Source organism: Pseudoalteromonas sp. ESRF-bin5 (assembly GCF_002632075.1).
Taxonomy (GTDB): domain Bacteria; phylum Pseudomonadota; class Gammaproteobacteria; order Enterobacterales; family Alteromonadaceae; genus Pseudoalteromonas; species Pseudoalteromonas marina.
In genome coordinates this window covers 1-12,262 of record NZ_NTLW01000055.1, presented here as the reverse complement: position 1 = coordinate 12,262, position 12,262 = coordinate 1, and the positions used below count along the sequence as shown (strand labels likewise).

Annotated in this window: 14 protein-coding genes; 7 read left to right on the top strand and 7 right to left on the bottom strand. The window is 41.1% G+C overall.

Features of this window, described 5'->3' with window-relative positions; genetic code table 11:
• Window positions 1-228: 228 nt before the first annotated feature.
• The 4 genes from BCG07_RS01835 (at window position 229) to BCG07_RS01820 (ending at window position 5,355) form a co-directional block, all read left to right on the top strand.
• The gene (locus BCG07_RS01835; protein ID WP_286888301.1) at window positions 229-2,511 is read left to right on the top strand and encodes a penicillin acylase family protein; all 2,283 of its coding nucleotides are present in this window, start codon (window positions 229-231) and stop codon (window positions 2,509-2,511) included.
• 57 nt (window positions 2,512-2,568) lie between these two features.
• On the top strand, window positions 2,569-3,417 hold the full coding sequence (locus BCG07_RS01830) for an MBL fold metallo-hydrolase (protein WP_006792482.1): 849 nt from the start codon (window positions 2,569-2,571) through the stop codon (window positions 3,415-3,417).
• Window positions 3,418-3,505: 88 nt separating this feature from the next.
• Window positions 3,506-5,038 (top strand): bifunctional GNAT family N-acetyltransferase/carbon-nitrogen hydrolase family protein, encoded by a 1,533-nt coding sequence (locus tag BCG07_RS01825; RefSeq protein WP_286888299.1) that lies wholly within the window; start codon window positions 3,506-3,508, stop codon window positions 5,036-5,038.
• Window positions 5,038-5,355 (top strand): DMT family transporter, encoded by a 318-nt coding sequence (locus BCG07_RS01820; RefSeq protein ID WP_243532062.1) that lies wholly within the window; start codon window positions 5,038-5,040, stop codon window positions 5,353-5,355. The genes BCG07_RS01825 and BCG07_RS01820 overlap by 1 nt, the downstream gene beginning before the upstream one ends.
• Before the next feature lie 69 nt (window positions 5,356-5,424).
• Here the strand turns inward: BCG07_RS01820 and BCG07_RS01815 are convergent, their stop codons facing one another.
• Window positions 5,425-6,303 carry an EamA family transporter gene (locus BCG07_RS01815; protein ID WP_243532060.1) on the bottom strand — a complete coding sequence of 293 codons (879 nt, stop codon included), beginning with the start codon at window positions 6,301-6,303 and terminating at the stop codon, window positions 5,425-5,427.
• Window positions 6,304-6,558: 255 nt separating this feature from the next.
• Between BCG07_RS01815 and BCG07_RS01810 the strand changes: the two genes are divergently transcribed.
• Window positions 6,559-6,942, top strand: a complete 384-nt coding sequence (locus BCG07_RS01810; protein ID WP_243532058.1) for an MAPEG family protein — start codon at window positions 6,559-6,561, stop codon at window positions 6,940-6,942.
• Between the two features lie 72 nt (window positions 6,943-7,014).
• Here the strand turns inward: BCG07_RS01810 and BCG07_RS01805 are convergent, their stop codons facing one another.
• The 3 genes from BCG07_RS01805 to BCG07_RS01795 all read right to left on the bottom strand — a co-directional run bounded on the left by BCG07_RS01805 (window position 7,015) and on the right by BCG07_RS01795 (window position 9,405).
• The gene (locus BCG07_RS01805) at window positions 7,015-8,226 is read right to left on the bottom strand and encodes a M56 family metallopeptidase (protein ID WP_243532056.1); all 1,212 of its coding nucleotides are present in this window, start codon (window positions 8,224-8,226) and stop codon (window positions 7,015-7,017) included.
• A 9-nt stretch (window positions 8,227-8,235) separates the two neighbouring features.
• Window positions 8,236-8,610 carry a BlaI/MecI/CopY family transcriptional regulator gene (locus tag BCG07_RS01800; RefSeq protein ID WP_004588989.1) on the bottom strand — a complete coding sequence of 125 codons (375 nt, stop codon included), beginning with the start codon at window positions 8,608-8,610 and terminating at the stop codon, window positions 8,236-8,238.
• Window positions 8,611-8,712: 102 nt separating this feature from the next.
• On the bottom strand, window positions 8,713-9,405 hold the full coding sequence (locus BCG07_RS01795; RefSeq protein WP_243532053.1) for a pseudouridine synthase: 693 nt from the start codon (window positions 9,403-9,405) through the stop codon (window positions 8,713-8,715).
• A gap of 92 nt (window positions 9,406-9,497) precedes the next feature.
• Between BCG07_RS01795 and BCG07_RS01790 the strand changes: the two genes are divergently transcribed.
• Entirely contained in the window at window positions 9,498-9,803 is a 306-nt protein-coding gene (locus tag BCG07_RS01790; RefSeq protein ID WP_006792473.1) for a DUF6482 family protein, read from the top strand.
• A 40-nt stretch (window positions 9,804-9,843) separates the two neighbouring features.
• The gene (locus BCG07_RS01785; RefSeq protein WP_008129452.1) at window positions 9,844-10,251 is read left to right on the top strand and encodes a GNAT family N-acetyltransferase; all 408 of its coding nucleotides are present in this window, start codon (window positions 9,844-9,846) and stop codon (window positions 10,249-10,251) included.
• 37 nt (window positions 10,252-10,288) lie between these two features.
• On the opposite strand, the gene BCG07_RS01780 is transcribed toward BCG07_RS01785, so the two are convergent.
• The 3 genes from BCG07_RS01780 to BCG07_RS01770 form a co-directional block, all read right to left on the bottom strand.
• Complete coding sequence (locus BCG07_RS01780) at window positions 10,289-10,645, bottom strand: HopJ type III effector protein (RefSeq protein ID WP_006792471.1); 357 nt, start codon at window positions 10,643-10,645, stop codon at window positions 10,289-10,291.
• Window positions 10,646-10,692: 47 nt separating this feature from the next.
• A complete protein-coding gene (locus BCG07_RS01775) occupies window positions 10,693-11,403 on the bottom strand; it encodes an HAD-IA family hydrolase (protein WP_010557929.1) in 711 nt (236 codons plus the stop codon).
• A gap of 9 nt (window positions 11,404-11,412) precedes the next feature.
• Window positions 11,413-12,262: tyrosine recombinase XerC (locus tag BCG07_RS01770; RefSeq protein ID WP_286888293.1), on the bottom strand; the 850-nt coding region annotated here is incomplete at its 5' end.

Genomic DNA, 12,262 nt, shown 5'->3' with positions numbered 1-12,262 from the left:
GGCTTTAAGCTTGTTTTGCATGGTAGAGATTGACGATTCTAAATCGCGGTCTTTACCTTTGATAAACGTTTTTTCAGTCATATTGATCTCAACTAGTTCTGCACGATGTGTGGAAGTGACATTATCGTGGATTTTGATGTTTATTTCATCCTTTGCGAGCAAGATCATGATTATTTAATAAATCTGTGGTTATTATATAAGCAACGCAAAGGGTGGAAGGGCAACTCAATGTATAAACTAATCAAACGCTTGTTGTTATTAATTGTAATTTTAGGGCTGAGTGGCACCGCTGTCGTTTATGGGGTACTTAGCTTAAGTTTACCTGCACTTGATGGCAACGGGCGCAGTATGGCAGTGAATGAACCCGTGAAAATTTCCCGTGATAGATTGGGCCAAGCTGTTATCAACGCTAAAAGTCGTAACGATGCCGCTTATGGCTTAGGGTATGCGCACGGACAGGACCGATTTTTTCAAATGGACCTACTTAGGCGTAATGCTGCAGGAGAGCTAAGTGAATTATTTGGTAAAGCCGCTGTTGAGCTTGATAAAAAAATGCGTTTTCATCAACTACGAAAACGTAGCCTCGCTATTTTAAATACCTTACCAGAGCGCGATAAACAGCTGTTAAAAAGTTATGCTCAAGGCGTAAACGAAGGTTTAGCCCAAGTAGGTTATGCAAGCTTTGAATATATACTTACCGGCGCAACTCAAAAACCGTGGCAAATCGAAGACAGCTTATTAGTGATTTTTAGCATGTACTTAGATTTACAAAGCATGACATTTAATCGCGATCAAACTTTGATTCAATTAGAGCAAATATACAGTAAAAATATGGTTGATTTTTTAACGCAACCTAGCCAATACCAAGCTGCGCTTGATGGTAGTAAATTAGCCCAATTTGCAGGTGAATTACCCATTCTTGCACCGCAAACGACTCATGTTGCAAGCCACATTGAAGCCCCTCAAGAGCTTGGTAGTAATAATTGGGCCGTTACCGGAGAGCTTACAAAAACAGGTGCAGGTATGGTGTCTGACGATATGCACTTATCAATGGCGGTGCCGGTTATTTGGTACAGAGCGCAGCTTAATTACACACAAAATGGTAAACAATCTCAAATAACAGGCGTATCACTTCCTGGCACTCCTGCCATTGTAGTGGGAACCAATAATAAAATTGCATGGGGTTTCACTAACGGTTATTTAGATACTGCCGATTGGATTGCGCTAAATAGTGATAGCAAAACATGGCTTGTTGATGAGCCTATTTTATTACCTGAAGGAGGCGTTGAAACTTACTCGCTAATAATGAGCGAATACGGCCCAGTAAAATACATTAACGAAAAGCCTTATGCACTTAGTTGGGCAGCGCATCAACCTTATGCGGTTAACATGCAGCTATTAAAGCTTGAGCAAGCAGATACTGTGGACGATGCGCTCGCCCTTGCAAGTAATGTGGGTATACCTGTACAGAATTTAATGGTTGTTGATAGCCTAGGTAATGCGGCATGGAAAAATATAGGCGGTATTCCGGCGCGTACAAATGTCAGTGAGTTAAGTGTAAATGCACAGCACTACTCTGCACTTTTTGAGCAAAACGAAATTAATCGCCCATTTGTTAAAAACCCACCCAGCGGGCGATTATGGACAGGAAACTCTCGGGTTGTATCTGCCAGCGACAACGCACGTTTTGGTAATGGCGGCTACGCATTAGGTGCACGTTCAAGCCAAATTCGTGACCGTTTATTTGAAAAACAAACCTTTGCCGAGAGCGACTTTTACGCACTACAGCTTGATAACCAAGCCCGCTTTTTAATGCCATGGCATGAGTTGTTACTCAAGCAGTTAAAAACCAATGAGGTTAAAAATGCGAAGTACATCACAGAGCTTGAAAACTGGCAGCAATGCGCATGTGCTTCTTCGGTAGGCTATACCCTGGTTAAACGCTATAGAGATGAAGTTATTAACCTTGTGTTTAACCATATTGAAGTCACTCTTAATGAGCATGAGGGCACACTTAAGCCTATCAAGCGTGGGTTGGAGCCGGCGCTGTGGCAACTTATTAATAATAGACCTGCATCTTGGATTAACCCTCAATTTAATAGTTGGGACGAACAATTAGCGGGTGCTTTTGATCACACTGTAAATAAATTGAGTGAGCAATTTGGCACAAATATAAAACAGTGGCAGTGGGGTAAAGTAAATGAGCTGGTAATCGAGCATCCTTTTGCAAAACAAATCCCTTTATTGGCAAAGTTACTTAATATGCCAACCGCTGCAGGATTTGGTGACTCCTATATGCCTGCGGTGCAAGGGCAGAGTTTTGGTGCATCACAACGTTTTATAGCTCAACCAGGGCATTTAGAACAGGCTATTTTAAGCGTGCCGGGTGGCCAATCGGGTCACCCGCTATCAGAGTTTTATAGAGCTGGTTTTAGCGACTATATTGAAGGGAAGCAAACTGCGCTATTACCACAAACGCTAATGCATCAAATCGTTATCTCACCAAAGTAGTGTGAGCCAAAATGTAAGTAATCACGTTCTATATAACTCTAACAATGGAGAACTAAAATGAAAAAATTACTACCCGCGTTAATAACAGGTTTACTACTGAGCGCATCGGCTCATGCAGACGATAACCCCGTTACCGCAGAAAAATTAAGTGAAAGTGTCTATGTACTATTTGGGCAAGGTGGCAACATTGCTGCAAGTGTGGGTGATGACGGTATTTATATTATTGACGATCAGTTTGCTAAGCTCTCAGACGATATTAAAAAAACCATCAGCGACTTAAAGCCTGGTAGCGCCGAATTTGTAATTAATACCCATCACCATGGCGACCATACCGGCGGCAATGAAAATTTTGCTAAAGCAGGTGCACATGTCATTGCGCACGACAATGTTCATAAGCGTTTGAAAGAAAAGCATGGTGAGGGTTCTAAATTTTTACCTCGTATTAGTTTTGGTCACGATTTAAAACTTCATTTTAATAACGAACACGCACATGTTGTGCATTACAAACATGCCCATACCGACGGCGACTCAGTTATCTTTTTTAGTAACGACAACATAGTTCACATGGGTGATATTTATTTTAATTTTGGTAGCTTACCGTTTGTTGATGTAGATAGTGGCGGCAGTGTTGATGGAGTATTAGCTGCGGTTGACGATGTTATTAACCAAATTGACGATAATACTCAAGTTATTCCGGGGCATGGTCCAGTAAGTGACCGTTCAGGGCTTATAACGTATCGTAAGCTGGTGCAAAAAGCCAAAGATGTTATGCTTAAGGCAATGCAAAACGATGCAAGTTTGCAGCAAGTACTTGACGCCGACCCACTATCAGAGCTGGGTCTTAAATACGCAAAATGGCTACCAAAAGAGCGAGTAACCACATTGTTTTATCGTAGCTTAAAGTAACTTGCAAAGTGAGCTAGCACGCATAATATAGTTTATTAAGCTGAGCATTTGTTCAGCTTTTTTGTTCCCATGCCCCAAGGAGTTGTGTATGTCGGCAGAAAAAACCCACCTAGAAATTTGTAACTTGACCAAAGAGCAGTACCCACAAATAAAAACGCTAATGGATCAAGCTTACCCAGACTTAGGTGGCGCATGGCCAAGCCATACCATTTTTAGGTTAATCGATCAGTTTCCAGAAGGGCAAATAGGCATAGTAGATGACGGCGTGCTGGTAGGTTTAGCACTAAGCGTGCAAGTAGACTACGCCCGCTTTTCAAATCCGCACACCTACGAAGACATTGCCGACGGCCATGACCGTGTATTCAGCGATACCGATGGCGATGCGCTATACGGTTTGGATGTTGCTATTAGCGAAACTCACCGAGGTATGCGCTTAGGGCGTCGCCTTTATGATGCCCGTAAAGAATTGTGCCGCCAATATAACTTACGCGCTATTTTAGCGGGTGGCCGTATTCCGCGTTATTACAATCACAGCAGTGAAATGACGCCAATGGAATACATTGAAAAGGTTGACCAAAAAGAGCTTTATGACCCAATTTTAAGCTTTCAGCTTTCTAACGACTTTCAGGTAAAGCGATTACTAAAAAAGTACCTACCAGAGGATCAAGAGTCTGTAGGTTACGCCACCTTACTTGAGTGGAATAACATAATGTACGAGCCAACCGACACCGTACTCGAATCGACTAAATCGATAGTGCGAGTAGGGGCAGTGCAGTGGCAAATGCGTTGTGTTGAGTCGGTTGAAGAAATGCTCAAGCAGGTAGAGTACTTTGTAGATACGGTATCTGACTACAAAAGTGACTTTATTTTATTTCCTGAATTTTTTAACGCGCCGCTGATGGGGTTAACTGAGCAAAGCAATCAAACTGAAGCAATCCGCTATTTAGCCGAATACACCGAAACGTTTAAAAACGCCATGTCGCGTATGGCAATAGAATATAACGCCAACATTATTACTGGTTCTATGCCACTTGCCGAAGACGACAAAATTTATAACGTAAGTTATTTATGCCACCGTAGCGGTAAAATAGACGAGCAGCGTAAAATACACATAACCCCGCATGAACAAAATGATTGGGTTATTCAAGGCGGCGACAAAATTGCCGTATTCGATACTGATGCTGGGCGCGTTGGTATTCAAATTTGTTACGATGTAGAGTTCCCAGAGCTTTCACGCATATTAGCTAAGCAAGGGCTTGATATACTGTTTGTGCCGTTTTGGACCGATACTAAAAATAGTTATTTACGGGTTCGCCATTGTGCACAAGCACGGGCAATCGAAAACGAATGTTATGTGGTTATTGCAGGTTCAGTGGGTAACTTACCGCAAGTAGAAAGCCTAGACGTACAGTACTCGCAATCGGCAGTACTGACGCCATCTGACTTTTCATTCCCGCACGATGCAACACTTAACGAAGCAACACCTAATACCGAAATGTTATTATTTAGCGACCTTGATATGGATAAGCTAAAAATTCTTCATAGCGAAGGGACTGTGCGTAATTTAAAAGATCGCCGCGAAGATTTATACGACGTAATTTTGAAAAACAGAGATGTTTAATGGCGTGGGTTTATTTAGTCATTGCCGGCTTGCTTGAAATAGGCTGGCCAATTGGTTTAAAAATTTCACAAAATCCCGACACACGCTGGCAGGGAATAGCAATGGCCATTGCATTTTTAACAGCCAGTGGTTTTATGTTGTGGCTTGCACAAAAGCAAATATCAATGGGGACTTCCTACGCCGTATGGACCGGAATTGGTGCTGCGGGTACGTTTTTAGTGGGTATATTACTTTACGGTGATGCAGCCACGTTTGGGCGTATTGCGGGTGTGCTTATGATCATTTGCGGTGTGATAACGCTAAAAATCAGCGCTTAAAATTCGCTTTAAACGTTATGTGCAGCTTTATAGTCGCGCAGGTTTAAAAGCCTGCGCTTTTTTATGCTATCAATTTGGCAACATTACCAAAATAGCGGCAATGGCTATAAGTATTAAGCCCGCGGTGTCTTGTTTTTTAAGTGGCTGTTTTAACCAAAGTACGGCAATTAACATGGTAAAAAATACTTCAACCTGCCCAAGCGTTTTAACATACGCCACATGCTGTAAACTCATTGCGCTAAACCAGCCAATAGAGCCTACACAGCTAAAAATACTAATTGCGGCAGTAGTGCCTTTATATTGCCAAAGTTTGCCAACAGTGTGTGGCTCTTTTAGTAATAAATAGCCAAGTAATATAAGCGTTTGTAGGCTTATTACAAACAGTAAAACCCATGCAGCCGAGTGCGGAAATAATAACCCTGAGTTTAAGCTCGCTTCACGTACCCACAGCGATGTAAGGGCAAAGCTGGTACCACAGGCAAGGCCCAGTAACGCTGTTTTAGCATCAAAGTGTTTTACGCTGGTTATACCGCTAAGTAAAAGCACCGCAATAGCGCCTAAAAATACACCCAGCCAACCAAGTAGGCTAAGCGCAGAGCCAAAAAACAATACCCCTAAAATAGCCGCTACTAACGCCTCACTTTTAGCAAGCCCTGCACCTACGGCGTAATTATTCATTTTAAATAGCTTTACCATTAAACCCGTGGCAAGTATTTGCATAACACTTGCGCCAATAACAAACCCCCAAAAGGCATTATTAAAGGTAGGCATGGCGGTATCTTGATATTGATACAAGCCGTACAAATACACTGCAGCAATGGGGCCGGCTAAGATAAAGCGCGAAAGCGTTACGCCAGCCACACTTGCATGTGCGCTTAATTTACTTTGTAGGGCATTTCGCCATGCTTGCATAAAAGCGGCTAAAAAAGTGAAAAAGATCCAGGTCATGGTATTCGTCGATAAAAAATAAGATCTATAAGTTAACAATCTTCAGTGATTAATGCGATGCATTAAGGGTGATAGTGAATATTCATCACCTGCGACATTATGCCGCACTGCTTTAAGAGTAAACTTAGCTATAGTAAGTGTGATGTTATTGTTTAGCCGCCAGCGTTTGTCATAAAACGTATTGGCGGCTTTTTTTGTGTGTGTATGTTATATGTATTGCTCAAATTATCAGATTTTATAATAAGAGAATAAATTATGACGACATTAGTTGTATGCGCATTGTTGGCCTTATTAATGCCTTATTTTGCAAAAGTACCTGTGGCTATTGCGATGGCAAAGCTTGGCCAATACGACAATAAACACCCACGTTCCCAACAAGCAAAACTAACTGGCTTTGGTGCTCGGGCGCTCGCTGCTCATCAAAATTGTTTTGAATCACTCGCTGTTTTTGCTGTTGCTATTGCAGTGGTATTTGGTACTAACTCGGTAAACGCAGTAACCGAAACCTTGGCGGTTACTCATATAGTCTCGCGCATTTTGTATTGTATTTTTTATTGGTTGAACTTAGATATTATACGTTCGCTTGTATGGTTTATTGGCTTAGGTACTGCCATTGCCATGATTGTAGTGAGTATTTAACTTTATTGTTAAAACCACAAAGCAAGCGGCCTAAAAGGGCGCTTGCTTTATAGTCTTAAACACTTATTCCCATTAATGCGATATGTTAACTCGCTCTATTAAATCACTTTTTGTAACTGTACTGTTGAGTGCAAAATCAAGTTGTATTAGTACGTTTTGTTGTCCCATTGATGAAGGTGTATATTGCCATTGCATCAGTGCTCTTTTTGCTTCTTTGTTAAAGACTGCTTCTGGTTCAGCTTTTACAACAGTAATGTTAGCTGTTTTGCCTGCTGGGGTTATGTCGTATTTTAATACCACTGAACCGCTAATGCCTTGTTCCGCCGCTTGTTTTGGGTAAAGCGGTTCGATTCGCATTACGGGAGCGATAGATGTTTCTTTTTTAGCTGATGCTTCAGGTTGCTTTGCTACTGCTAAGCCACTGAGCAAGCTTGCTGCTATAAGTAACGCACTTCCTTTTGCTAGGCGCGAATGTGCGCCGTTATGTTTGATATTAGTAAGTCGTTGTAACATGGTTTTTTTATCTCCGTAGTGTGAATAAGCCATTAGGCCTGCGGGCGCTGCTGCCGCGCAGTTCACTAAGGCTTTGCTGTATAAAATGTGTTGGTGTGTGGTTTTATTGGCAAGTACCCGTTCATCACAAGTCAGCTCTTGTAGACGGCGCATGCTTGCGTAACAAAACCAAGCGAGTGGGTTAAACCAAAGTAAAATAGTGGGTAACAGCATGAATGCGTTTGTTAGGTTGTCTTTGCGTTGAATGTGTACGTTTTCGTGCTCTAAAATAAGCGCCAATGTTGCTTTATCAAAATGGGTATTATAATCACTGGGCAGTACTAGCTTGCTTTGAAAAATACCCACCACCATTGGTGTGGCTACATGTTGGCTGATATAAGTTTTAGCACTTGTGGTAAGTGTATGGTTAAAGTGTGTTAGCTCAGTTAACTGCAGGCTTTTAACAAAACGAGTATGTGTAATAAAACTAGCTATTAATAACCCCGCAGTAATAAGTACATACATAAGTGCCCAGCTAATACCCATTTCATGTGTAAAAGGCTGGTTAGGGGTAATTAAGTAATGGCTAATATTGCTATTTTGCAGTGGTTTAATCGTATTGGGTAAATTAGCGATAACTATTGCCGCAGGCATTAACCACGCTAACTTGTATACAAACCGCGCGCCAAGGGGTTTTAAACCAAATCGCTCGAGTAAAATAAATCCACAAAACAAAATACTCAATAGTAGTTGTTGCTCTATTAACCAATTAAACCCAGTTTGAATATCCATAGCTAATCCTTACTTTTGGTTTTTTTCCCAGTCATCAATGACTTTTTTAAGCTCATTTATATCTTGCTGCGAAAGCTGCTCTGATTTAGCAAACCCGCTTACCAGTGGCGCTATACGACCACTAAAAAAGCGCTCAATAAAGTTTTTGCTCTCTTTTAATGTGTAGTCGGCGCGCTCCATACAGGGAGTATAAATATATTGGCGGCCGTCTTTTTCAAAGGTCAGTGCACCTTTTTTAACTAATCGACCCAGTAGGGTTTTAATGGTTTTTTCGTGCCATTGCTTATCATCGCTTAAGCGCTCAATAATTTGGCTCGCGGTGGCAGGGTAATTAATCCAAAGCGCATCAAGCACGTCGAACTCTGCTTTTGATAACTCAATCATTTTATTGCCTACAAATGTAATCTTTAAGTTTAGACTACACCTGTAATCTATTTTTGCAAGGTTATTTTTTAACTTTTTGCGGTGTAATTAAGCGATTTGGTATTAGATTTTCGAAATATCAGCTTTATTAATTTGTATAGAGTGGTTTTCAGGTAGGTTTAGGTTTGAGAGGGCGAGTTCGCTAAATTGCACTCTAAATAAATCAATTACTTTAAAGCCGCAGTAATGCGCCATTTTACGTATTTGCCTGTTAAGCCCTTGTTTTAAAATAATACTAAATTGATTGTCAGCTATTTTAGTTACTTCACACGGTAAAGTAATTTGTTTATCAACGGGGATACCTGCTGCCATTTTTTCACAAAACGCGTTATTAATAGGTTTATCTACCGTGACTAAATAACGTTTAGGCTGGTGGAAGTCAGGGTGAATAAGTTGATTACAAAAGTCACCGTCGTTGGTCAAAATAAGCAAGCCGCGAGAGTCTTTATCTAATCGGCCAATGGGGTAAACCCGGGTGAGGGTAGGTAAATGGTGAATAAGGCTGGCTGGGTCATTTTCATTTAATTTGCAGTCAATACCTACAGGCTTGTGGTACGCAAAATAAACTAAATCGGCTGCCCCTTTAACTACTTGGCCATTAACTATTATGTCGTCTTGCTCATCAACGTGATCAATATGATTGGCTGGGCGATTATTTACCGTTACTACCCCTTCATCTATTAAACGCGATGCCTGTTTACGCGAGCACACGCCTGCATGAGCAATGTATTTAGCAAGGCGGATTTTGGTGCTCATAAAGTGTTCTCGTTAGTTGGCAATAAAAAACTGATCGCGATTATAGCAAAGCTGCGTATCGATAGAGCGATATTTAATTAAGGTGAACAAAAATGGGTATGAAATTTTCTGAACTAAAAAATCATGAGCCGCTACAAAAAGTAGTTGTTCACTCACTTGAAATGGCGCTTTATCAGGTTTCTGTGATCATTAATAATGTTGAATATTATGTAACAGAGGAAGACGGCGAATTTGTAAGAGCTGTAAGCCCGCTGCATGTACAAAAGCGGTTTGAAAAAATAGCGTACGCACAAATGATGCTTCGCCACACAAGCGCATACGATGAAATGTGCGGGCAGCCCGAAAAAACGTCAAGCAACTTACTTGAAGTGCCTTTCGGTAAAAATAATCTTTTTTAATTAAGTGTGTTTGCTAATATCGCTTTTTTAGGAGCGGTATATGTATCAATTAAAATCTGATAACAGTGATGCGTTAAACTCAACTTTACGTAATAAAATAGTTGATTTTAATGCTAAGCATTTTGATGCGCAAAGAGTGCCACTCGGCTATAAATTTGTTGATAATAATAACGAACTAATGGCTGGTATTAGTGGTTGCGTATTTGGCAATTGGCTAATTATAAATTGGCTTTGGTGCAGTGAAATCGCTCGTAATGAAGGCCTTGCAGGGCAGTTGCTCACAGAATTAGAGCAAGCTGCAATATTGCTTGGCGCTAAAAAAGCCCAGCTAGACACTCTCGACTTTCAAGCAAAACCTTTTTATGAAAAGCGCGGATACAGCGTAAAGTATCAACTTGATAACTACCCACTTTGCGGCACCCGCTATTTTATGGAAAAACCACTTTAATTTATAACATAACTCAAGTTTTTTAATCGGAGCCCAGTTACTTCGCTGTTAAAGGCTCGCCCTCAAACGTAACACCTAAAAATGGTGTCGCCTCTGGCGCTAACATAAACGTGCGAATGTTCATGTGGTCGTCGCCGTTAGGGTTTTTAAGCACCTCATCGCGGTAAAACTTACCAAAGCAATCAAGAGTGTTTTGCTTGCTAAGCCCATTGAGTTTTGCAAACGCAAAAATTTTACATGAGCCGTTATTTTCACTCGCTGAACTCAGCAACCCGTGGTTATTAAAGGCACAAGCAGTAAAATCGTAATTGGCTTCAATCACCGCCATTGTATCGGTAAATTGAATGTTTTTTGGGTTTTCAGCAAGTGATTTAAGGTATTCGTTTAAAGTCATAATTGTTCCCTAAATTTAATTTATAAGGCTAATTTACTCGTAGCAATTTATGAACGAATAAAATGCGTTAATGCGTGAATATTGGTGATTTCTACGTCGGCTAGGCCTTTGTAGTTATACTTAGCGTTTTGATCGTTTAACCACACTGATTGGCAACCTGTGTTATTGGCGCCTTGTACGTCGGTATCTAGGCTATCACCAATATGAAGTATGTCGCTTTTGGTGACTTTTAAGTGCGCAGCTGCTTTGTCAAATAAGGTGCTATGAGGTTTAGCTTTACCGTGCATGCCCGCTTGTAGCACTAGCTCAAACTTATTGTGTAAATTAAAGCGTTCTATTTCAACATTGCCATTGGTTATGGCGATTAAGGTAAAATGTTGCGCTAAGTTATCAAGTAGCACTAATACGTCGTCGCTGACTACAATGTTACTGCGTGCATCGGCAAATGCGTTATAGGCGTTACTAGCGTGCAGTGCTACTTCTTGTTCAGTAAATCCTAACTTTGATAGTGCTAAACGCAATGTGTGCTTGCGCCACTGCGTTACATTGTCTTTTAGCTCTGGCTGTTGCAGTGCGGCAAGTTGCCGGCATTGTTGCCAGTATTGAGGGCCTTGTTCTTGGTAGCGTGGTAATGCATTTAAGTAATTTTGTTGGGCGCTAACGGCTGCTTTTATAATTGGGTGGTTGTTGTATAGCGTGTCGTCTAAATCAAAGCTCATGACAGAAAAAGGGCGTATTGCACGATTAAATCGGATCATTATAATTTCCTAATCAGTTTGTTTTTTAGCGCGCGGGTGGGTGTTGTCGTACACTTTGGCTAAATGCTGAAAATCTAAATGGGTATACACTTGTGTGGCCGACAAGCTACTGTGGCCAAGCAATTCTTGTACAGCACGTAAATCACCCGACGATTCTAAAATATGTGATGCAAATGAATGGCGTAATTTATGCGGATGCACCTGTGAGCTAATACCTTGCTTTATTCCCCACTCTTGCATACGCAAACGCACTTGGCGAATTGAAATACGATTTTTTTGGCTACTTAAAAATACACCTGGCTCGTCTGGCTTTGCAAACTGAGGGCGCACGGTTAACCATTTTTTTAATGCGTCTAATGCCTTTGTTCCCACGGGAATAAGGCGTTCTTTGTTACCTTTACCGCGAACTAATATTTCGCCACTTTTGGCATTAATATCTTGCATGTTAGCGCCAACTAACTCGCTAATACGTAAACCTGATGAATACATAAGTTCCATCATAGCTTTGTCTCTTATTGCCAAAGGGTCGTCGTCAGGAATTTCGAGCAAGCGAGCCATTTGATCAACGTCGAGGTTTTTAGGTAAAGGCTTGGCAAATTTGGGGCCTTTAATGCCGGTAGCAGGATTGTGATAATGCGATTGCTGCGCAATATTTTTAGCTTTTAAAAACTTATATAAACTTCTGATACAGCTCAATTTTAAGCTAATGGTTCGGCCACTTAATTGTTTAGCGCGTAAAGCCATACTGTAACGGCGAATATGCTCTGCTTGTACGCCAAACCAGTCATCGCATAATTTATTAAAATAAAGGGCTGCAAAACCAAGTTGGCTAACATACTGATTTACAGTGTGCGCTGAA

Excerpts from the sequence above, each read along its gene's own strand:
- BCG07_RS01835 (WP_286888301.1), top strand. The coding sequence starts at position 229 with ATGTATAAACTAATCAAACGCTTGTTGTTATTAATTGTAATTTTAGGG.
- BCG07_RS01830 (WP_006792482.1), top strand. The coding sequence starts at position 2,569 with ATGAAAAAATTACTACCCGCGTTAATAACAGGTTTACTACTGAGCGCA.
- BCG07_RS01825 (WP_286888299.1), top strand. The coding sequence starts at position 3,506 with ATGTCGGCAGAAAAAACCCACCTAGAAATTTGTAACTTGACCAAAGAG.
- BCG07_RS01820 (WP_243532062.1), top strand. The coding sequence starts at position 5,038 with ATGGCGTGGGTTTATTTAGTCATTGCCGGCTTGCTTGAAATAGGCTGG.
- BCG07_RS01815 (WP_243532060.1), bottom strand. The coding sequence starts at position 6,303 with ATGACCTGGATCTTTTTCACTTTTTTAGCCGCTTTTATGCAAGCATGG.
- BCG07_RS01810 (WP_243532058.1), top strand. The coding sequence starts at position 6,559 with ATGACGACATTAGTTGTATGCGCATTGTTGGCCTTATTAATGCCTTAT.
- BCG07_RS01805 (WP_243532056.1), bottom strand. The coding sequence starts at position 8,226 with ATGGATATTCAAACTGGGTTTAATTGGTTAATAGAGCAACAACTACTA.
- BCG07_RS01800 (WP_004588989.1), bottom strand. The coding sequence starts at position 8,610 with ATGATTGAGTTATCAAAAGCAGAGTTCGACGTGCTTGATGCGCTTTGG.
- BCG07_RS01795 (WP_243532053.1), bottom strand. The coding sequence starts at position 9,405 with ATGAGCACCAAAATCCGCCTTGCTAAATACATTGCTCATGCAGGCGTG.
- BCG07_RS01790 (WP_006792473.1), top strand. The coding sequence starts at position 9,498 with ATGGGTATGAAATTTTCTGAACTAAAAAATCATGAGCCGCTACAAAAA.
- BCG07_RS01785 (WP_008129452.1), top strand. The coding sequence starts at position 9,844 with ATGTATCAATTAAAATCTGATAACAGTGATGCGTTAAACTCAACTTTA.
- BCG07_RS01780 (WP_006792471.1), bottom strand. The coding sequence starts at position 10,645 with ATGACTTTAAACGAATACCTTAAATCACTTGCTGAAAACCCAAAAAAC.
- BCG07_RS01775 (WP_010557929.1), bottom strand. The coding sequence starts at position 11,403 with ATGATCCGATTTAATCGTGCAATACGCCCTTTTTCTGTCATGAGCTTT.